Source organism: Flavobacterium celericrescens (assembly GCF_011392075.1).
GTDB classification, from domain to species: domain Bacteria; phylum Bacteroidota; class Bacteroidia; order Flavobacteriales; family Flavobacteriaceae; genus Flavobacterium; species Flavobacterium celericrescens.
Genome location: NZ_JAAJBV010000001.1, coordinates 484,772 through 507,243 on the forward strand (window position 1 = coordinate 484,772; position 22,472 = coordinate 507,243).

Genomic DNA, 22,472 nt, shown 5'->3' on the forward strand with positions numbered 1-22,472 from the left:
TTACTACTATTTCAATGAAAAAAGACATTATCATCCCAAAAGTAGCAAACGTTCACATTGTAGCTTTTCAAGAATGGAACGACGATTTTATGGAGAATTCTTGGTACGCTTACTTAGTAAACGACACCGATAATTTGTTGGAAATGGCTATGGTAGTTTCACGCGCTTATGGTTTAATCAATGGAGAAGAACGCAAAACAGGAACATTCCGTCATGCATTTGCCAAAGTAGAACCAAAAACTGCCGTTAAAGTAGAATTGTTAGAAAATAACGTTTTACAATTGAATAACGAATTCATGTTGTCGTACTTTTCAAACGGACAATTATTCGATAAAACCTTTGTTTTCAGAACCAATTCCATCAATGAAAAAGCTACTGCTGATTTACCAATTATCAACAAAAGAGGCGTTTTCGCGAATTAGATTTTCGTAAATCAAAATAGTAAAACCACGAATGCACGAATTGATTTCTGTATTCGTGGTTTTTTGTATTTAAAAAGAAAATATTTTTACCTTTAAGAAATTTTTTCAACAACACAACATGAAACCATTTCTTATTGCTTTAGCCTTTTTTACTACTACGATTTCCCAAGCACAAGATTTAGCCAAACACGTCAACCCATTTATTGGAACTGGCGGTCACGGACACACTTTTCCTGGTGCTACTGTGCCTTACGGAATGGTGCAACTTTCTCCTGACACTAGAATCGATGGCAGTTGGGATGGCTGCGGAGGTTATCATTATTCCGATAATGTGATTTACGGATTTTCGCACACGCATTTGAATGGAACCGGTGTTTCCGATTATGGAGATATCATGTTGATGCCGACTATGGGAGAACCTTCGTTTGATAATAAAGTGTATTCTTCTACTTTTTCGCATGCCAATGAAAAAGCTTCCGCTGGATTTTACTCCGTGAAATTAGACAAACACAACATCGATGTGCGTTTAACTGCTTCAACACGTGTTGGTTTTCATGAATACACGTTTAACAAAGCAGGACAAGCGAATATTATTTTAGATTTGAATCATCGTGATAAATTGTTGGAAGGGGAAATTCATATTATCAATAGTAGAACAATTGAAATATCGCGAAGAAGTGAAGCTTGGGCAAGAGATCAATACGTATATGCCAGAATTGAGTTTAATGTACCACTAAAACTTACCAAGGTTAAAAGTAATGGAGATTATATGCACTCGCTATCTGACGAATATTCGGGTGGTACAGAATCCGCAATAAGTCTTTCAAAACAAGTCAAAAAAGGTGAAAAAATCCTCGTAAAAGTATCACTTTCGCCAACAAGTTATGAAGGAGCTAAATTAAACAGTTCCGAAATCAAACATTGGGATTTCGATAAAGTACATAAAGCAGCTATTGCACTTTGGAACAAAGAATTATCAAAAATTGAAGTTACTTCTGAAGATAAAAACAAGCTAGCGATTTTCTACACGGCTTTGTATCACACGATGATGCAACCAAACATCGCTCAAGATTTAGATGGAAAATACCGCGGTAGAGACAATAAAATTCATGTTGCCGAAGGATTTGATTATTACACGGTGTTCTCGCTTTGGGATACGTTTAGAGGCGCACATCCGTTGTATACTTTAATTGATAAAAAACGTACTGCTGATTACATTAATACTTTCATCAAACAATACGAACAAGGTGGCAGATTACCCGTTTGGGAATTGGCTTCTAATGAAACGGATTGTATGATTGGATATCATTCCGTTTCTGTAATTGCCGATGCGATGGCAAAAGGAATTACTGGTTTTGATTACGAAAAAGCTTTTGAAGCCAGCAAAGCTTCTGCGATGCGTGATGTTTTAGGCTTGGATGCTTACAAGAAAAACGGTTTCATTTCGATTGATGACGAACACGAAAGCGTTTCTAAAACCTTAGAATATGCTTATGACGATTGGTGTATTGCCCAAATGGCTCAAATTTTAAACAAGAAAGAAGATTACCAATATTTCATGAAACGTTCTCAAAACTGGAAAAACATTTTCGATTGGGAAACTGGTTTCATGCGTCCAAAGAAAAACGGCGGTTGGGATAAACCTTTTGATCCTCGTGAAGTCAATAATAATTTTACCGAAGGCAATTCGTGGCAATACTCATTTTTCGTACCACAAGATATTGAAGGTATGATTCAAGCTTATGGAGGAAAAGAAAAATTCGAAGCCAAGTTAGATGAAATGTTCAATAGCGAAAGCAAAACTACCGGTAGAGAACAAGTCGATGTTACGGGTTTAATTGGCCAATATGCGCACGGAAACGAGCCAAGTCACCACATGGCGTATTTGTACGATTATGTAGGAAAACCTGAAAAAACGAATGCAAAAGTCAAGTATATTTTAGATAATTTTTATACCAATACGCCAGATGGTTTAATTGGAAACGAAGATTGTGGTCAAATGAGTGCTTGGTATGTGTTGAGTTCGATGGGGATTTACAATGTTACTCCTGGAAACCGCAATTTTAGTTGGACTGTAATTAAGCCTTTTTTTGATGAAATTAAAGTAAAACTTGAAAATGGGAGCGATGATGTAATTAATAAAAAAGAAATAATAGTAGATAATTCTTCTTTTGGTTTTGAAGTAAACTATTTACGATCTTCAAAAGAATACAATTTAATTATCCCAGTTCCAGTAATTCAAGCGGAGAGTAAAGCATTTAAAGATAATTTGAAGATTGAATTGAAATCTCAAAATTTAAATGATGTGATTTTTTATTCTACAAATGATACAACTTCAAAATTAGATGATAGAATATTTATAAAATACACCAAACCATTTGTAATTGATTTAACAACAAATGTATTTGCTTATATTGAAAAAAATGGACAAAAAAGCAATACTATTTCCGCAACTTTCTTCAAAAAACCAAACAACTACAGCATCAACATCAAATCAGTTTACAATCCACAATACCATGCCGGAGGTCCAGAAGGATTGTTAGATGGTATTTTAGGAACGGAGAACTGGAGAAAAGGCGATTGGCAAGGCTACCAAAGTCAGGATTTTGAAGCGGTGGTGGATTTAAAAGAAGTGAAAAGTGTTAATGAAATTTCAGCACGCTTTTTACAAGACCAACGTTCATGGATTTTAATGCCAACTAAAGTCGATTATTATATTTCGGAAGACAATGTGAATTTTACGTTTTTCGGTTCGGTAAACAATACTTTAAACCCAAAATTAGAAGAAAATACAATTCTAAATTTCACTTCAAACGAAACTAAAGATAAAAAAGCACGTTACGTAAAGGTAATCGCTAAAAACTTCGGCAAACTACCAGAATGGCATCAAGGTGCTGGTGGAGATGCATTTATTTTTGTAGATGAGATTACGATAAAGTAAAGTTCACTACTAATAAAAAAGGTTGTCTCAACAGACAACCTTTTTTATTGATATATATTTTGAAATTAATCTTTATCAGGAAAGAGCAAAGAAGCGATTACAGACAAGATTAACACGCCACCAACTACCATTAACGACACAGTGGTTTCAATATGGTAAAATGGCGCTACAATCATTTTTACACCGATAAAAGTTAAGATAATAGCTAATCCATATTTTAATTTACTAAACATATACATGAAGTTTGCTAAAAGGAAATACAACGAACGTAATCCTAAAATCGCAAAAATATTCGATGTGTACAAAATAAACGGATCATTTGGAGCAATGGCGAAAATGGCAGGAATACTATCTACCGCAAATAATAAATCGGTAAACTCAACAATAGCGACCACCACAAATAAAGGCGTTGCCATTTTGATTCCGTTTTGAATGGTGAAAAATTTATCGCCATCAAAATTAGGACTTACTTTAAAAAACTTGTGTACAAATTTAGAACCGGCACTTTTGCTAAAATCTTTGCTTCCTTCATCTTCTTCATCACTAAAACCTGATTTGATTCCCGCAACAATTAGAATAATTCCGAAAATGGTTAGTAAATAATTGATTTTTACTACTTGTCCAAACAATTCCATTTCGGGTAAATAGGTGTAATTCAGTAACCAAACTCCGGTAAAAATAAAAATAGCTCTAAAAACCAAAGCACCAATTACTCCCCAAAATAACACTTTGTGTTGGGCTTCTTTGGCAACATTGAAATAACCAAAAACTAAAATAAAAACAAATAAATTATCAACCGAAAGCGCTTTTTCAATCCAATACGCGCCTTGAAATTGCATGAATTTTTCGGCTCCCATGTAGTGGTAAATAATTGCACTAAAACCCATAGCTAGCGAAATCCATACCGCTGACCAGATAGCTGCTTCTCGATTAGAAACTACATGTCCTTTTTTGTTTAAAACACCTAAATCAAGAATTAGCATTGCCAAAATAGTGATGGTAAATGCAGTAATAATCCCAGGATGATTGATAAGATTGTCCATATTTTTTTTATTATTTTGCGAAAATACTATTTCTATTTTACACCAAGAGAAACAGTGCTATTTATTTGTAAATCAATGTTTTATGTGAAATTATTTTTTATAAAAAAAGACATAAACAAATGAAAATCAATTATTTACATCTTTTAATTGTGTTAATGCAATAAATTAAAATTAATTTAATTTATCTGTTAATTCTTTAAAAACAGTTTTTGCGTCTTTATTTTCGTATAAAATTTCATAAACAGCGTCAATAATTGGAGTATCAGCTCCGTATTCTTGATTTAATTTATAAGCACTTTTTACAGCGTAATATCCTTCAGCCACCATACTCATTTCCATTTGTGCTGATTTTACGGTGTAGCCTTTTCCAATCATGTTTCCAAACATTCTGTTTCGAGAAAATACGGAATAACCAGTTACTAATAAATCACCTAAATAAGCCGAATTATTAATATTTCGCTTCATGCGATGCACTTTACGAATGAATTTCTTCATTTCACGAATACCGTTACTCATTAAAACCGCTTGAAAGTTATCACCATAGCCTAAACCATGCGCAATTCCAGCTGCAATAGCATAAATATTCTTTAAAACGGCAGCATATTCAGTTCCAATGATATCATCAGAAGTTTTTGCTTTGATGTAATGTGAACTTAGATTTTTAGCCACAAATTTGGCTTTTTTCTTATCGCTACAGGCAATAGTTAAGTACGATAAACGTTCCATTGCTACTTCTTCTGCATGACACGGACCCGTGATAACCCCAATATTTTCAAATGGGATATCGTATTTGGTATGAAAATGTTCGCCTACAATTAAGCTCGACTCTGGAACAATTCCTTTGATAGCAGAAAAAATGAATTTATCTTTTAAGCTTTCAGTCAAACTTTCTAATTCTTTGCTCAAAAAAGCAGAAGGAATTACAAAAATTAGATAATCAGCATAAGCCACCGCCTCGTTGATATCATTTGTAAGTTTTAATTTATTGGTGTCAAACGCAACCGAACTCAAGTAGTTTGGATTGTGTTTTTGATGTTTTAAATGCTCAATAGCATAAGTACTTCGCATGTACCAAGCAATTTCATCTTGATTTTCACAAAGCATTTTTGCAATTGCAGTAGCCCAACTTCCTCCTCCAATGACGGCAAACTTTGGCTTTTTTTCCATTATGTGTTTCGATTTAGAAAACCAAAAATAATCATTTTAAAAGGATTTACAAAAAACGTTTGCTCGAAGCGATTTTAATAACTCATTTCTACAATCGCTCTTACTTTTTCTAAAGTAATATTTTGCTTTTCACCCATGGCTTTCCAACCTCTTTCTTCAAAACGATTTACGATGAAATCAGCAGTTTTTTCGATGTTTTCTGCGTTTTCAGAAATTTTGGTTTTCATGCCCATTTTGTGGAAGAACTCAACCGTTTTTTCAATCGCTTTTTCTGCAATTTCTTCAGTTGAATTGCCTTGAATGTTCCAAACGCGTTGGCCGTATTGTGCTAATTTATCTTTTTTCGTATCGAACATTACGCGGTATAAGTTTGGACCAATGATTGCCAAAGTTCTTGCGTGGTCAATTTCGTATAAAGCAGTTAATTCATGACCAATCATGTGCGTTGCCCAATCCGAAGGAACTCCTTTTTGAATTAAGCCATTTAACGCCATGGTAGCACTCCAAACAAAGTTGGAAGCCAATTTATAATCACTTGGATTTTCTACTACATCTGGACCAATCTCAATTAATGTTTGTAAAATACTTTCAGAAATTCGGTCTTGTAATAATGCATCGTGTGTATAAGTCAAATATTGCTCCATAACGTGCGTGAACGCATCCACAACTCCGTTTTGCAATTGTCTTTTTGGTAACGAAGTAATTACCGTTGGATCTACAATTGAAAATACTGGGAATAAAGCACTTCCGCCAAGCGTTAATTTTTCTTGTGTAGCTTCAATCGTAACCACAGCGCCTGAATTCATTTCTGAACCTGTTGCTGGTAAGGTTAAAACCGTTCCAAAAGGAATAACAGTGGCAACATCTTTGAATAAAATACGTTTTTTCAAAATATCCGCTTCGTCGCCATCAAAATTAACGGCTGCCGAAATAAATTTCACACCATCAATTACGCTTCCGCCACCAACAGCTAAGATGAAACCAATTTTTTCAGTACGAATAATTTCAACGGCTTTCATCAAAGTTTCAAAACGAGGATTGGGTTCGATACCACCAAATTCCACAATATCGTGATTGGGTAAAGCGGCTTTTACTTGGTCGTAAACGCCATTTTTGAAGATACTTCCGCCGCCATAAGCAAGCAGAATCTTAGTGTTTGATGGAACTAAATCAGTTAGTTTAGCAATTTGTCCTTTTCCAAAGACATAGTTTACAGGATTGTATAATTCGAAGTTTAGCATAACATTTTATTTTTTTAAGAATACAAAGTTACGCAATGGGATTGGGAACGAATGGTAAAGGAATGTTAAGAGATATTTTTATTAGTTTCAAACTTTTTCTTGAAGTAATTCAAGTTTTTTAGAATATCATCTTTATCGCTTTGATAATTATATAAGCTATAGACCTTTTTACCTTTTGATTTTGAAAAAATTATCAATTCATAATAAGTAATATGTCGCGTAGGTTTAACTAACGCACCAAAATCATAAATATCATCCCATTCAAATTTGATGTTTTCGATTTCAAAACCTGATAAATTAATTTTTATCAACTTATTTTTTCTTAATTTCAAATAAATAATATTTGCAATCATTCCAATTCCTGAAAAAATTAAAATTGGAATAAAATTATCACTGCCTTTAAATCTAAAACATATAAAAACAATTGCTAATCCAATTATTATTAATGTTCTATTATTTGATTTTTTACTATCAAAGATAATTTCTTCTTTATCAATTGTTGAAGCGCCAAATTCAGTTGAACGCAAAAAATAATCTTTATTAAAAAGTTTGTCTTTTATTGAGTTCCCTTTTTTAGGTAAATTTTCGATTTGTTTTTCAAAATCTATGTTCATATTTCTTTGAAATTACTTCTTATAAAACAAATTATGTTCCACATATTCCCAAACTTTATTCGGTAACATCGGAACCACATTTTTACCTTTTTTAATGCTTTCGCGAATGAATGTTGAGGACAATTCAATCACAGGAGCACCAACTCTGTGAATTTTTGGATGATTTACAAATTGCTCGTCAATTTCCCCGGAATTTAATCTTGGATAGACATAAATATTGTGGTTTTGCAAAATAACTTCATAGTTTTTCCACTTGTGAAGCGAGTTCAAATTGTCTTCGCCCATGATTAATGAAAATTCGTTTTTTGGGAATTTCTCTTGTAAATGCGCTAAAGTATTTACGGTATAATTCGGTTGAGGTAACTTGAATTCAATATCCGAAGGTTTTATTTTTGGAAAATCTTCGGTTGCCAAATGCACCATGTGCAAACGATGGTAATCATCTAATAACGAACTTTTTTGCTTGTGTGGATTATGCGGTGTAACTACCATCCAAATTTGATCCAAATCAGAATGCTCTGCCATGTGATTGGCAATAATTAAATGCCCAATGTGAATGGGATTAAATGTTCCGAAATACAATCCGATTTTCATTGTTTTAGTGATTAGTAAAGAGTGATTAGTGATTAGCTTTAAGCGTTTTGGAAAAAGCGTTAATCATTTTTGACTCTTCTTCAATTTGATTTAATAATTCATGAAATAATTCCAAATTAGTAATAAAGTCTAATTCTTTCGCAATAATCAATTGTGTTTCAATTTCAAATAGAGAACCTCTTGCGATATCTAAAAAGTGACTAAATGATTTATCTGTATTTCTACCATAACCTTCAGCAATATTTGAAGGAATTGATACAGAAGCTCTTTTTAATTGACTTGAAAGCGCATACATTTCTTCTTGAGGAAAAGTTTTTACAAGTTGATAAACTAATTTTACAATTGTAATTCCTTTTTTCCAGATTAATAAATCTTTGTATGATTTTATTTCATTCATTTTAAGCTAATTACTAATCACTTTTTACTAATTACTCTTTATTTATAAAATCTTTCACAAGTTGATAAGCATCTTCTTTTGCCACATCTAAATCATAATTTTTGATGATGGTGTCAAATTGTGGCGCAGTTGCTAATTCTACTGATGCTTTTGCGATACGCATGTTGATTTTGTCTTCGCTTTCTGTAGAACGTTGTTTTAAACGACGCTTTAATTCGTCAACACTTGGTGGTTTTACGAAAACGGCTAACGTTTCGTTTGGAAATTTGCTTTTAATACGCAATCCACCTGCTACGTCAATATCAAAAATTACGTGCTTTCCTAAAGCCCAGATGCGTTCTACTTCGGTTTTTAAAGTGCCGTAGAAATTATCGGTGTAGACTTCTTCCCATTCTACGAAATCTTCTGCTTTAATGTGCTTTTTGAATTCGTCCCAAGAGATGAAATAATAATCTTTTCCATCTACTTCTTCGCCACGAGGCGCACGAGTAGTACACGAAATCGAAAATTCTAAATTCAAATCGGGTTGGGCTAATAAATGTCTTACTATAGTGGTCTTTCCTGAACCTGATGGCGCAGAGAATACTAATAATTTTCCTTTGGTCATTGTGTTGTGTTATTTTCTAGTGATAAGTAATTAGTGATAAGTGAAAAGCTTATTTAAGTGACTTAGAAAAAGCATTTATCATTTTAGATTCTTCTATAATAAGTTCTAAAATTTCATTATACAATTCAAAATTAACAATAAAACCTAATTCTTTCGCTATGATTAATTGGGTTTCTAATTCGCATAAAGAACCTCTTGAGATATCTATAAAATGACTAAAAGATTTATCAGTGTTTCTTCCATATCCTTCTGCTATGTTAGATGGAATTGAAACTGAAGCTCTTTTAATTTGGTTTGTTAGAGCATATAATTCTTCCGATGGGAATGCTTTAGTTAATTGATAAACTTTTACCACTAGAACAATTCCTTTTTTCCAAATTAATAAATCTTTATATGAACTTATACTACTCATTTTTTGGCTTTTTACTATTCACTTGTCACTTTTTACTAAAAATTAAAGAACATTCAAAACTTGCTCCTTAATCTTTTCCAATTCATCTTTCATCATCACTACCAATTTTTGCATTTCGGTATGGTTGGATTTAGAACCCATGGTGTTGATTTCTCTTCCCATTTCTTGGGTAATGAAACCTAATTTTCTTCCGTTGGCTTCTGTTCCGTTTAAGGTTTCTAGAAAATAGTTCAAATGGTTGCCCAAACGCACTTTTTCTTCGGTAATATCGTATTTTTCTAGATAAAAAATCAATTCTTGTTCGAAACGATTTTCATCTACATTGACTTGTAATTCGTCTAATGCAGTTCTTAAACGAGTTTTTACGGTTTCCACGCGTTCCGCATCGTAAGAAACGGCTTCGTTCATTAAATTATTGATGTTTGAAATGCGCAATTGGAATTCTTTTTCCAAAGAAGCACCTTCATCTTTTCTAAAATTCGCTATGTTTTCCAACGCTTCATCAATCACGGTTTGGATCTGTTTCCATTCGTTTTCATCAATTTCGTCGCGTTCTGTTTTTAAAGCATCGGGCATACGAACGGCCATTTTCATTAATTCCGTTTCATCTGCATTTGGAATTACGGCTTTCATTTGGTTAATGTAACCTTTTACAATTGGCACATTGATTTTTGAAGTCGTTTCTTCGCCAGTTACTTCTACATAAAGCGAAAAATCAACCTTTCCGCGCTCTAAACGTTGCGAAATTTGATTGCGTAAACCCAATTCCATTTCACGAAAAACCGATGGCATTCGCGTATTTAAGTCTAAACCTTTACTGTTTAGCGATTTGATTTCTACGGTAATTTTTTTGGTTGGTAATTGCAAAGATGCTTTCCCAAAACCCGTCATGGAGTGTATCATACGTTATAAAAATGTCTTCAAAGATAAGAAAAGTTCTTAGTAATTAGTGAAGAGTGAATAGTGATTAGTTTTTTCAAAAAGGCTAGTTACTATTACTTGTCATTAGTCACTTTTTTCTGCGTTACTAAATAAACCCCAATAAATATCAACACAGCTGAAATCAATTTTACCAAACTTAAATCGTCTTTACCTAAACTTACAGCGAAAATAGTAGCGAAAAGGGGTTGTAAATAGATGAAAACCGCAACAGTTGTTGGTTTTAATTCGCGCATGGAGACTAAATTCAGCAAATAGGTTAAGAAGGTTGAAAATACCACAACAAAACCTATTTTCCAGACAATATCAGTTGGCAAATCAGCAAAATCTATGGCTTGAAATTCGCCCCAACCAAATGGTAATACCATCAAAAAACCAAAAGTGTAAATCCACTTTACGAAAGTGAAGGCGTTGTATTTATCCATTAATTTCTTTACTATAATGAGGTAAAATCCGTAAGAAACGGCATTTACGAAAACCAATAAATTTCCTAAAGATGCGTTTGTAGCGTTTACCAATGATTTTCCATAGAGAATTAAAGTTATCGTTCCAGCTAAGCCTAAAATGATTCCCAACACTTTTCGGTTTTCCATGCGTTCTTTCATGATGAATGCTGATAAAACCAAAACAATCATAGGTGTGGTTACCATCAAAACGGCTCCCATAATAGGTGAAGTGTAGCTCAATCCTTTGAAAAAAGTCAGCATATTGAAAGCTACGCCGAAGAATGCAGCTGCAATAATTCGAGGAAAATCTTCTTTAGTGATTTTTTCTTTGGGTCCAAAAAAGGAAATCAACCAAAATAACAAAACCGAACCACCAACACGCATCACGATAAATCCGAAAGCGTCAACATATTTTGGCATTACATCTTTAGCAATCGTAAAAGTTACGCCGTAAATGATGGAAACTAAGGTAGCGGCAACTAGTGCCCAACTTCTTTTTGACATTAGCTTAAAACGGTAATTACTTCGTGAATGTTTTTTGGACTATTTCCAATGTAAATCTTCCCATCGATAATAAAAACTGGGCGACTCAAAAACGTGTAATGTTCTAAAAGGTATTTTTTAAAATCGGCTTCCGTTAGATTTTTATCTTTTAAACCTAATGATTTATACAATTGCGCTTTTTTGCTGAAAAGCGCTTCGTAACTTCCCGAAAGTTTATACATTTCTTCCAAATCGCTTTCCGAAATTGGATTTTGGCGAATATCAATAAACGTTAATTTATCTGAATTTGGAAGTGATTTGATGATTTTTCGGCACGTATCACACGAAGCCAAATAGTATATTTTGTTCATTTTGATGTTTTTCAATTTCTGATGCAAAAATACAGCCTTTTGAATTCTAAAAATCAGTAATTTTATAAAAAAATTAGACATGGAAGCAACTTTTAAAATTTGGGAAACTAGCAGAAATATTTATTTGAAGTTTTTTGATAATTATTCATTAGAACAACTCAATACAATTCCAGCAGGAATGAGTAATAATTTGATTTGGAATTTGGGACACGTAGTTGTTTCCCAACAGAAATTGGTATATGCTTTATCGGGTTTGCCAATGCATATTCCAGATTCGCTTTTTGAGAAATATCAAAACGGTTCGCGACCAGATGGAAAAACTACGCAAGCTGAAGTTGATGAAATCAAGAAATTATTATCCGAAATGGTTGAAAAAACGAAAGCTGATTTTGAAGCCGGAGTTTTTAAAGAATATCATCCGTATCAAACTAAAACAGGATTTCATTTAGGAACATGGAAAGAGGCGATGGAGTTTAATAATTATCATGAAGGCATCCATTTAGGAATTATGATGTCGATAAAAAAATTCCTTTAATCTTATTACCTTTGTAAAAAATTTTTAAAAATGAAATTCAATACCAAAACCATACATGGTGGGCAGCATCATGAAAAAGTAACGGGAGCTGTAATGCCTCCGGTGTTTCAAACTTCGACTTATGTGCAATCAAGTCCTGGGAAACCAGTTGGTGATTATGAATACAGTAGAGCAGCAAATCCAACAAGAACGGCTTTAGAAGACGCTTTAGCAAGTATCGAAAACGGAGCAAGAGGTTTAGCTTTTTCTTCAGGATTAGCAGCAACAGATTGCTTATTACGTATGTTTAAAGCAGGTGATGAAATCATCGCTATGGACGATTTATATGGTGGAACTTATAGATTGTTCACTAGATTATATAAAGATAGTGGTATCAAATTTCATTTTGTAGATATGAATGATTTGGAGAAATTCCAATCGTTAATTAATGAAAACACGAAATTGGTTTGGGTGGAAACACCAACAAATCCTTTAATGAAATTAGCGGATATTGCTGCGATTGCTCAAATCACAAAAAAGCACAATATTTTATTTGCCGTAGATAATACCTTCGCAACACCTTATTTGCAAAAACCATTAGATTTAGGTGCTGATATTGTGATGCATTCGGCAACTAAATATTTAGGAGGTCATTCTGATGTTATTGCGGGAGCTTTAATTATTAAAGACAAAGCGTTAGGTGAAGAATTACACTTCAAACAATTTGCAACAGGAGCAACATTAGGACCAATGGATTCTTTCTTGGTTTTAAGAGGAATCAAAACATTGCATTTACGTGTACAACGTCATTGCGAAAATGGAGAAAAAGTAGCAACATATTTAGATAATCATCCTTTAGTGGAAAGAGTATATTATCCAGGATTAGCTTCACATCCTTATCATGAAATTGCAAAAAAGCAAATGAGTGGTTTTGGTGGAATGGTAACCTTTACTTTCAAATCAGGTAAAAAAGAAGATGCGATTAAGTTTTTAGAAAATTTAAAAGTATTCACTTTAGCAGAGTCATTAGGAGGAGTGGAATCGTTAGCGAATCATCCAGCTTTAATGACGCACGCATCTATTCCAGAAGATAAAAGAAAAGAAGTGGGTATTTCCGATGATTTAGTTCGTTTGAGTGTAGGAATTGAAGATATCGAAGATTTATTAGCTGATTTAGAACAAGCTTTTAAATAATAGAAATAATAAAAACAAAAAATCCCGATTCGTGAGAATCGGGATTTTTTTATGTTTTCAGTCATTAATTTAAGTAATAAATGTATCCAAAATGAAACCAAGCATTCCAATCGTTAGCTTTGTTTTCAGGATAAAGTTCAGGATCTGGGTTTAAACCATCAACCCAATCAGAAAAGTAGTATTGCCATCTAACTTCAGCGAATAAATCAGATAATTCCGTTAATTTATAACGTGTACCTACACTTGCTACAACAGACCAAGTACTCCCGCCTTCGTCAGACCAAGCTCCATAATATTTAATAGGAGTTGAAATTGGAGTATCCATCGCTCCTAATTCTGAGTAAGTTCCGTTTTGAAAAAATGTATAATGAGCTCCTAATCCAATAAATGGACCCCAAGCGCCATCAGTAGCTGTAAATTCTCTAATACTTAATGGGAAATATTCTAATTGCATACCAATATCAGTAACTTTGGCTTCACCCTTCATTGCTTTTAATTGGTTACCCGTGATAGAGTTTTTTTCAACCCATTTACCAAAATGCTCTAAATTAGTACTATTGTACGATAATTCCGAACGTAATTTGAAGTGGTCGTTAAAATAAGTTTCTGGAGTATAACAATTACATTCAGCTCTGTATGAAAAATTAAGATAGTGAACTAAACCAACCGCAAACCCAGTATTTCCTTTGTTTGTGTCAAAATCGTGTCTTACTCCAAAATCAGATTGCATTGCTACACCTCCAACAAAAGCACCAACTTCATGCGAAAAGCCAAATTGAGCTGTCATCGAAAAATTTACGCCTAAAAGCAATATTAGTAGGGTTTTACATTTTTTAGTCATTGCTATAATTTTTCCATTATCGGACAAATATATAAAAACAAACAACACTTCAAAAAAAAATCATCCTTTTTCTTGTTTAAATTATTGTCATTTTTTTCATGTCTAAAAAAATATATAACAGCAATTATAAAATTTTGCTAAAAATATAACAAGTAATATTTAAAATGTATATTTGTCGACTTAAAATTACGAAAACGTTTTATTAAGCAAATAATTGAGTAAATAGATTAATTGATCTAAATTATTTTAGAATAAAGATGGAACAAAAAATTAATGATTTTATGGCTCAAGTGTCAGCCAAAAATCCAAATGAACCAGAATTTTTACAAGCTGTAAAAGAATTTGCAGAAACAGTTATTCCTTTTATAGCTGACAATAAAAAATATGATGGAAAAAACTTGTTGTTAAGAATTGCAGAACCTGAAAGAGCTGTAATTTTTAGAGTGCCTTGGGTTGATGATAAAGGAGAAATTCAAGTAAACAGAGGTTTCCGTATTCAAATGAATTCGGCAATTGGACCTTATAAAGGTGGTATCCGTTTTCATAACACAGTAAATTTATCAGTTCTTAAGTTTTTGGCTTTTGAACAAGTTTTCAAAAACAGCTTAACTACACTTCCAATGGGTGGTGGAAAAGGAGGTTCTGATTTTGATCCACAAGGAAAATCAGATGCTGAAGTAATGCGTTTTTGCCAATCTTTTATGACAGAATTATGTCGTCATATTGGACCAGATTTAGACGTTCCTGCTGGAGACATTGGTGTTGGAGCAAGAGAAATTGGTTATATGTTTGGTCAATATAAAAGAATTAGAAATGAATTTACAGGAGTTTTAACCGGAAAAGGTTTAGCTTATGGAGGTTCTTTAATTCGTCCTGAAGCTACAGGATATGGAGTAGTTTATTTTACAGAGCAAATGTTAAAAACTAAAGGAGAAAAAATTGCTGGTAAAACAGTGGCTATCTCTGGTTTTGGAAATGTTGCTTGGGGCGTTGCTTTGAAAGTTAATGAATTAGGTGGGAAGTTGGTGACAATTTCTGGTCCTGATGGATATATTTATGATGCTGATGGAATTTCTGGTGAAAAAATTGATTTCATGTTAGAAATGAGAGCAAGTGGAGACAACAGAGCAGAAGCTTTTGTTGAAAAATATCCAAGTGCTGTTTTTCATAAAGGAAAAAGCCCATGGGAGGCTAAAGTTGATATCGCAATTCCATGTGCAACACAAAATGAATTAAACGAAGAAGATGCTAAAAAATTAATAGCTAATGGTGTAATGTGTGTTACTGAGGCAGCCAATATGCCTTGTACTCTTGATGCTATTAAACAATTTCTAGACGCAAAAGTATTGTTTGCTCCTGGAAAAGCGGCAAATGCAGGTGGAGTAGCTGCTTCTGGTTTAGAAATGACACAAAATTCTATTCGTTTAAATTGGACAAGCGAAGAAGTTGATATGCGATTAAAAGATATCATGGTTGGAATTCATAGTCAATGTAGAACTTATGGAACAGAATCAGATGGTTATGTAAACTATGTGAAAGGTGCAAATATTGCTGGTTTCGTAAAAGTTGCTGATGCAATGTTAGCTCAAGGTGTGGTTTAATAAACATATCTTTTAAATAATAAAAAGCGTTTTCATTTATTTGGAAGCGCTTTTTTTATACATTCACATATCAAAATTGAAATTAATACGTTTGTAGTATATTTGTAGTAAACATTTGCAATGAAAAAAATCATTTGGATATATTTAATTTTTGTTTCTCAGTTGTTTTTTGCGCAACAAAACAATCAGTTATGGAAAGGTTATTTTTCATACAACGAAATTGTTGATGTTGAAAGTGCAACCGATAAAGTTTTTGCGGCAACCCAAAATGCTGTTTTTTCCAAAGCACTTCTTTCAAGCGATTTAACTATTTATAATTCCATAAACGGATTAAAACCTGAGTCAATAACCACAATTCACCATTCTGAATTAACAAACAAAACGTTTGTTGGAAACACTAACGGCTTGTTGTTAATAATTAATTCAGACGGCTCAATAACAACAAAGGTTGATATTATTAATGAAGTGCCAGTGCCACCAAATAAAAAGAAGATTAATGATTTTTATGAGCACAACGGAAGGCTTTATATTTCAACAGATTATGGTATTTCTGTAGTTGATGTAGCTACATCAGAATTCATAATTACCTATTTTATAGGAACTTCAGGAGAAGAAACACAAGTGTTACAAACTACGGTTTTAGGCAATGAAATTTATGCGGTAACTAGAGATTTTGGTATTCGAAAAGGAAATCTAACCAACCCAAATTTGTATGATTTTAGTCAATGGCAAACCTTTGATGGGGGTTATTGGTCTGGAATTGTAACGTTCAATAACGAATTAATTGGGATGAATACAAATGCAAGGACTTATCGTTATAATGGAACAGTTTTTCAAGAAATTTTAAATCATATACAAGCGGGTTTAAAAATAAAAACCAACGGAACAGAGTTAATAGTTACAACGTCAAATCACGTTTATGTATTAAATCAAACCTTTACTCAATTAGCAAATATAACTTCCATTCCAAATTTTAATGCAGTGTTTACTGCAGCAACAGTAGTTGGAACTAAATTATACATAGGAACAGAAAAAGACGGCTTGTTTTCAACTGATATAACAAATCCAACGGTTTTTGAGAATATGTCTCCGAACGGACCTGTAAGAAATTATATTTTCAGAGTAAAAAAAGCACTAAATTATCTGTGGGCAGTTTATGGAGATTATACGCGTCAATACAATCCTTATCCACTTGAAGAATATGGAATCAGTAAATATTCAAAAGATGATGGCTGGGAATTAATTCCATATAACGATATTTTTCAAGCAAAATCAATATGTGATTTGGTAATTAACCCTAATAATCAAACACAAATTTATGCTACTTCTTATTTTTCAGGATTATTAAAAATACAAGGAGGTACAATTGAACTTTTTAATCAAGCTAATACAGGTCCAAACGGTTTGGAATCGCTTGTTCTTACACCACCAAATCCTACATACATTGATGTTAGGGTGAATAGTCCAGCTTTTGATAAAGATGGAAATCTATGGATGACAAATGCCTTTGTAGAAAGAGCAATAAAAGTTCTCAACGCAAATGGTCAATGGCAATCCTATAGTTTGGATGGAATTGCTCCAACTGTTGCAACAGGAAGATATGGACCAATGGCAATTGATAAGAACAAAACAAAATGGATTCCATCAATAAATGATGGATTAATTGCATTTAATGAAAATTACAACAATAAATTTATAGTATTAAATTCAACAACAGGAAATTTACCAGATAATGATGTAAGATGTGTAGCTGTTGACAACAGAAATCAATTATGGATTGGAACTTACTCAGGATTAAGAGTAGTTTCTGTTGATAGATTCATAACCGAAACGGAATTAACAGCAAATTCAATTATTATTCAAGAAGGAGATTTAGCACAAGAGTTGTTTTATCAGCAAACTATTTTAGATATTGCAGTTGATGGAGCAAACAGAAAATGGGTCTCAATTGCTGATGGAGGTGTGTTTTTGGTTTCTGCAAATGGACAGCAAACAAATTATCAATTCACAAAAAACAATTCTCCTTTGCCTAGCAATAATATAAACGACATAGAAATTGATGGTGTGTCAGGTGAAGTATTTTTTGCAACAGATAAAGGAATGGTGTCGTTTTTAGGTACATCAACGAAGCCAAGTGATGATTTAGCAAATGTTTATGTCTATCCAAACCCAGTGCGTCCAGAGTTTTTAGGAACGGTAAAAATTAGCGGATTAACTGATAAAGCAAATGTAAAAATTACAGATATAGAAGGAAATTTAGTTCACGAAACTACTACTTCTGGCGGAACAATTGAATGGGATACTACTGCGTTTGGCAAATACAAAGTAGCTTCTGGTGTGTATATGATTTTTGTGGCCTCAGAAGACGGAATGGATTCTACGGTTAAAAAAGTGATGATTATTCGATAATGCTAGTCAAAACTAAAGCCATCGTTCTTTCTGCCTTAAAGTATCAAGAAAAAAGCTTGATTGTCAAATGTTTTACTGAAAGTGATGGTTTGAAAAGTTATTTCGTTCCTAGTGCATATTCCAATAAAAAAGCGAATCAAAAAATTGCATATTTTCAGCCATTAACTATTATTGAAATCGAAGCCAATCACAAAAACAAAGGTACACTCGAACATTTTAAAGAAATCCGATTAGCACATAGTTATTATACCATAAACACAGATATCGTTAAAAGCACGATTGTAATTTTTCTCTCTGAAATTTTACATCACGCCATCAAAGAAGAAGAGAAAAATCAAAACTTATTTTCCTTTTTAGAAACAGCTTTACTTTGGTTAGATACACACGACGAAATGGCAAATTTTCATCTAATTTTAATGATGGAAGTTACTAAATACTTAGGTTTTTATCCCGATGTGACTGAAATTGATTTTCCTTTTTTTGATACTAAAGAAGGTTATTTTACACCTTTTCAAAGTGTAAATTCATTAACCGAACACGAAACGCATTTGTTTAAAAAACTATTGGACTTAAGATTTGATGCCGACCAAAAAGTATTTGCTGGGATTGAACGCCAAATTTTGCTAAAAATCCTCTTAGATTTTTACACGTTACATCTCGAAGGCTTCAAAAAACCAAAATCGTTAGAAGTTTTAAAGGAAGTATTTTCATAAAATAATAAAAAATCATCTTTCTTTCTAAATTTTCGATAAAAGTCTATTCTCTTTTATCTATTTTCTATTCTCTTTTATTAAAATTCATTACTTTCGCAAATTGATTTAAGAAAGCGACAAAATGAGTACAAAATTTACTGAATACAAAGGACTTGACTTGCCAACAGTAGCGTCAGAAGTTCTTGATTTTTGGAAGAAAAATAACGTCTTTGAGCAATCGGTTACTTCTCGCGAAGGAGCTACACCTTACGTGTTTTTTGAAGGGCCACCATCTGCAAATGGTTTGCCTGGAATTCACCACGTGATGGCGCGTGCGATTAAGGATATTTTTTGTCGTTATAAAACTCAAAAAGGCTACCAAGTTAAGCGTAAAGCGGGTTGGGATACGCACGGTTTACCTGTAGAATTAGGTACCGAAAAAGAATTAGGCATCACCAAAGAAGATATCGGAAAAACCATTTCGGTTACTGAATACAACGAAGCGTGTAAAAGAACGGTTATGCGTTACACCGACGTATGGAATGACCTTACGGAAAAAATGGGATATTGGGTAGATATGGAAGATCCTTATGTGACATACAAATCCAAATACATGGAAACCGTTTGGTGGTTGCTAAAACAAATTTATAACAAAGATTTACTATACAAAGGTTACACAATCCAACCGTATTCTCCAAAAGCGGGAACAGGTTTATCTTCACACGAAGTGAATCAACCAGGTTCATACCGTGATGTTACGGATACCACGATTGTAGCGCAATTCAAAGCAAAAGACGAAACGTTACCAAGTTTTTTACAAGGTTTTGGAACGGTTCATTTCTTAGCTTGGACGACAACTCCTTGGACGTTGCCAAGTAACACAGCGTTAACCGTTGGACCAAAAATTGATTATGTTTTAGTAAAAACATTCAATCAATATACTTTTGAAGCGGTAAACGTAGTTTTAGCTAAGAATTTAGTTGGAAAACAATTCGGAGGAAAGTATTTTGCTACAGAATCAGATGCTGATTTTACAAATTACAAATCAGAAGATAAAAAGATTCCCTACCAAATTTTAGCCGAAGCAAAAGGTGCTGATTTAGTAGGAATTCGTTACGAACAATTATTACCATTAGCATTACCATATCAAAATCCTGAAAATGCGTTTAGAGTAATTTCAGGAGATTTCGTAACAACGGAAGATGGAACTGGAATTGTGCACACAGCACCAACATTCGGAGCTGATGATGCTAAAGTTGCTAAAGAAGCTACTCCAGAAGTACCGCCAATGTTAGTCTTAGACGAAAATGGGAATCCTGTGCCATTGGTAGACTTACAAGGAAGATTCATCCAAGGTTTAGGTGATTATTCTGGGAAATACGTTAAAAACGAATATTACAACGACGGAGAAGCGCCAGAGCGTTCAGCTGACGTAGAAATCGCTATCCAATTAAAAGAAGAAAATAAAGCCTTTAAGGTTGAAAAATACGTCCACAGTTACCCACATTGTTGGAGAACCGACAAACCAATTTTATATTATCCACTAGATTCTTGGTTCATCAAAGTAACCGAAATCAAAGATAGAATGTTCGACTTAAACGAAACCATCAACTGGAAACCAAAAGCTACAGGAGAAGGTCGTTTCGGAAATTGGTTAAAAAACGCTAACGATTGGAATTTATCACGTTCTAGATATTGGGGAATTCCATTACCAATTTGGAGAAGTGAAGACGGAACTGAAGAAATGTTAGTGGGTTCAGTTGAGGAATTATACAACGAAATCGAGAAGTCTATCGCAGCAGGTTTCCAAAAAGAAAATCCGTACAAAGGATTTAAAATTGGCGACATGAGTGAAGCTAACTACGATTTAGTGGATTTACATAAAAACGTGGTTGACGGAATTGTTTTAGTTTCTCCAACAGGAAAGCCAATGAAACGCGAAACGGATTTAATTGACGTTTGGTTTGATTCAGGCGCGATGCCTTATGCACAATGGCATTATCCATTCGAAAACAAAGAATTAATAGACGAAAACAAAGCGTTTCCAGCTGATTTCATCGCAGAAGGTGTTGACCAAACTCGCGGTTGGTTTTATACATTACATGCGATTGGAACTTTAGTTTTTGATAAAATCGCATACAAAAACGTAGTTTCAAACGGATTAGTTTTAGACAAAAACGGACAAAAAATGTCGAAACGTTTAGGAAATGCGGTGGACCCATTCACTACTTTGGCTGAATATGGTCCAGATGCTACGCGTTGGTACATGATTTCGAATGCAAATCCTTGGGATAACTTAAAATTTGATATCGAAGGTGTGGCTGAGGTTCGTAGAAAATTCTTTGGAACATTATACAACACGTATTCGTTTTTCTCGTTATATGCTAATATTGATGGATTTACTTATAGTGAAGCCGAAGTTCCATTAGAAGAAAGACCAGAAATTGACCGTTGGATTTTATCGGAATTACATACTTTAATTCAAGTTGTAGATGAAGCATATGCGGATTACGAACCAACAAAAGCGGCTCGTGCTATATCTGATTTCGTTCAAGAAAACTTGAGTAACTGGTACGTTCGTTTGTGTAGAAGAAGATTCTGGAAAGGTGATTATGCACAAGATAAAATCGCGGCTTATCAAACATTATACACATGTTTGTTGACTGTTTCTAAATTAGGAGCGCCAATTGCACCATTTTTTATGGATAAACTTTACAGAGATTTAACGTTAGCAACATCGTCAGAAAATTATGACAGTGTACATTTGGCGCAGTTTCCAGTTTTGGTTGAAAACTTTGTTGATAAGTCGTTAGAGAGTAAAATGTTGAAAGCGCAAACGGTTTCTTCATTAGTTTTATCACTTCGTAAAAAAGAAATGATAAAAGTGCGTCAACCGTTGCAAAAGGTTATGATTCCTGTACTTGACGCTAATCAACGTGCTGAAATCGAGGCGGTTTCTAACTTAATTAAGGCTGAAGTAAATGTGAAAGAAGTTGAATTATTAGATGATGCTTCGGGTGTTTTAGTGAAGCAAATTAAGCCTAATTTTAAAACATTAGGACCGCGTTTTGGAAAAGATATGGGATTGATTTCCAAAGAGATACAAAATTTTAAACAAGAAGAAATTGCAAAACTAGAGCGTGATGGTGAGTTGGTTATTGATATTTCAGGAAAAAGTATAACTTTATCACTAGATGATGTAGAGATTTCTTCACAAGATATCGAAGGTTGGTTGGTTGCAAATTCTAATGGAATTACAGTGGCTTTAGACATCACAATTTCAGATGAATTAAGAAAAGAAGGAGTGGCAAGAGAGTTAGTCAATCGTATTCAAAATATTAGAAAAGATTCAGGTTTTGAGGTTACTGATAAGATTGTTGTAAAAATGGAAAAAAACGCACAATTAGAGGAAGCCGTTTTAGCAAATTCAGAGTATATTAAGTCAGAAACACTAACAGAATCATTAATTTTCGAAGAAAAAATCGAAAATGGTATAGAAATTGAGTTTGATGATATAAAAACAAGTATATTAATTTCAAAATAG

The 22,472-nt window shown here is 33.5% G+C and carries 20 protein-coding genes; 8 read left to right on the forward strand and 12 right to left on the reverse strand.

Annotated elements, in window-relative coordinates; genetic code table 11:
• The first annotated feature begins 14 nt into the window (after positions 1-14).
• The gene (locus G4L40_RS02250; protein ID WP_166235523.1) at positions 15-422 is read left to right on the forward strand and encodes a hypothetical protein; all 408 of its coding nucleotides are present in this window, start codon (positions 15-17) and stop codon (positions 420-422) included.
• A 118-nt stretch (positions 423-540) separates the two neighbouring features.
• A complete protein-coding gene (locus G4L40_RS02255) occupies positions 541-3,363 on the forward strand; it encodes a GH92 family glycosyl hydrolase (RefSeq protein WP_166235524.1) in 2,823 nt (940 codons plus the stop codon).
• A 65-nt stretch (positions 3,364-3,428) separates the two neighbouring features.
• On the opposite strand, the gene G4L40_RS02260 is transcribed toward G4L40_RS02255, so the two are convergent.
• From G4L40_RS02260 to G4L40_RS02310, 11 genes are all read right to left on the reverse strand, one after another.
• A complete protein-coding gene (locus G4L40_RS02260; protein ID WP_166235525.1) occupies positions 3,429-4,406 on the reverse strand; it encodes a TerC family protein in 978 nt (325 codons plus the stop codon).
• 171 nt (positions 4,407-4,577) lie between these two features.
• Positions 4,578-5,573 (reverse strand): NAD(P)H-dependent glycerol-3-phosphate dehydrogenase, encoded by a 996-nt coding sequence (locus G4L40_RS02265; RefSeq protein WP_166235526.1) that lies wholly within the window; start codon positions 5,571-5,573, stop codon positions 4,578-4,580.
• A gap of 74 nt (positions 5,574-5,647) precedes the next feature.
• A complete protein-coding gene (locus tag G4L40_RS02270) occupies positions 5,648-6,814 on the reverse strand; it encodes an iron-containing alcohol dehydrogenase (protein ID WP_166235527.1) in 1,167 nt (388 codons plus the stop codon).
• A 65-nt stretch (positions 6,815-6,879) separates the two neighbouring features.
• Positions 6,880-7,428: a hypothetical protein gene (locus tag G4L40_RS02275; protein ID WP_166235528.1), complete on the reverse strand. Its 549-nt coding sequence runs from the start codon at positions 7,426-7,428 to the stop codon at positions 6,880-6,882.
• A 12-nt stretch (positions 7,429-7,440) separates the two neighbouring features.
• On the reverse strand, positions 7,441-8,022 hold the full coding sequence (gene nadD, locus G4L40_RS02280; protein ID WP_166235529.1) for a nicotinate (nicotinamide) nucleotide adenylyltransferase: 582 nt from the start codon (positions 8,020-8,022) through the stop codon (positions 7,441-7,443).
• Between the two features lie 25 nt (positions 8,023-8,047).
• Entirely contained in the window at positions 8,048-8,419 is a 372-nt protein-coding gene (locus G4L40_RS02285) for a four helix bundle protein (protein ID WP_166235530.1), read from the reverse strand.
• Between the two features lie 31 nt (positions 8,420-8,450).
• Entirely contained in the window at positions 8,451-9,026 is a 576-nt protein-coding gene (gmk, locus tag G4L40_RS02290; protein WP_166235531.1) for a guanylate kinase, read from the reverse strand.
• 49 nt (positions 9,027-9,075) lie between these two features.
• A complete protein-coding gene (locus G4L40_RS02295; protein ID WP_166235532.1) occupies positions 9,076-9,438 on the reverse strand; it encodes a four helix bundle protein in 363 nt (120 codons plus the stop codon).
• 42 nt (positions 9,439-9,480) lie between these two features.
• Positions 9,481-10,341: a YicC/YloC family endoribonuclease gene (locus G4L40_RS02300; protein WP_166235533.1), complete on the reverse strand. Its 861-nt coding sequence runs from the start codon at positions 10,339-10,341 to the stop codon at positions 9,481-9,483.
• A gap of 92 nt (positions 10,342-10,433) precedes the next feature.
• Positions 10,434-11,327 carry a DMT family transporter gene (locus tag G4L40_RS02305; protein ID WP_166235534.1) on the reverse strand — a complete coding sequence of 298 codons (894 nt, stop codon included), beginning with the start codon at positions 11,325-11,327 and terminating at the stop codon, positions 10,434-10,436.
• Positions 11,327-11,677 (reverse strand): arsenate reductase family protein, encoded by a 351-nt coding sequence (locus G4L40_RS02310; RefSeq protein ID WP_166235535.1) that lies wholly within the window; start codon positions 11,675-11,677, stop codon positions 11,327-11,329. The genes G4L40_RS02305 and G4L40_RS02310 overlap by 1 nt, the downstream gene beginning before the upstream one ends.
• Before the next feature lie 79 nt (positions 11,678-11,756).
• Here G4L40_RS02310 and G4L40_RS02315 point away from each other — a divergent pair, with 79 nt between their 5' ends.
• Both G4L40_RS02315 and G4L40_RS02320 read left to right on the forward strand, forming a co-directional pair.
• Entirely contained in the window at positions 11,757-12,212 is a 456-nt protein-coding gene (locus tag G4L40_RS02315) for a DinB family protein (RefSeq protein ID WP_166235536.1), read from the forward strand.
• A gap of 30 nt (positions 12,213-12,242) precedes the next feature.
• On the forward strand, positions 12,243-13,385 hold the full coding sequence (locus tag G4L40_RS02320) for a cystathionine gamma-synthase (protein WP_166235537.1): 1,143 nt from the start codon (positions 12,243-12,245) through the stop codon (positions 13,383-13,385).
• A 64-nt stretch (positions 13,386-13,449) separates the two neighbouring features.
• Here G4L40_RS02320 and G4L40_RS02325 read toward each other — a convergent pair whose 3' ends face one another.
• Entirely contained in the window at positions 13,450-14,226 is a 777-nt protein-coding gene (locus tag G4L40_RS02325; RefSeq protein ID WP_166235538.1) for a THC0290_0291 family protein, read from the reverse strand.
• A 257-nt stretch (positions 14,227-14,483) separates the two neighbouring features.
• On the opposite strand from G4L40_RS02325, the gene gdhA reads away from it, so the two are divergent.
• The 4 genes from gdhA (at position 14,484) to ileS (ending at position 22,472) form a co-directional block, all read left to right on the forward strand.
• A complete protein-coding gene (gene gdhA / locus G4L40_RS02330) occupies positions 14,484-15,827 on the forward strand; it encodes an NADP-specific glutamate dehydrogenase (RefSeq protein ID WP_166235539.1) in 1,344 nt (447 codons plus the stop codon).
• Between the two features lie 120 nt (positions 15,828-15,947).
• The gene (porZ, locus tag G4L40_RS02335; protein WP_166235540.1) at positions 15,948-18,236 is read left to right on the forward strand and encodes a type IX secretion system anionic LPS delivery protein PorZ; all 2,289 of its coding nucleotides are present in this window, start codon (positions 15,948-15,950) and stop codon (positions 18,234-18,236) included.
• A complete protein-coding gene (gene recO, locus G4L40_RS02340; protein ID WP_166235541.1) occupies positions 18,236-18,949 on the forward strand; it encodes a DNA repair protein RecO in 714 nt (237 codons plus the stop codon). Before porZ ends, recO begins: the two co-directional genes overlap by 1 nt.
• Positions 18,950-19,070: 121 nt before the next feature.
• Positions 19,071-22,472: an isoleucine--tRNA ligase gene (gene ileS / locus G4L40_RS02345; RefSeq protein ID WP_166235542.1), complete on the forward strand. Its 3,402-nt coding sequence runs from the start codon at positions 19,071-19,073 to the stop codon at positions 22,470-22,472.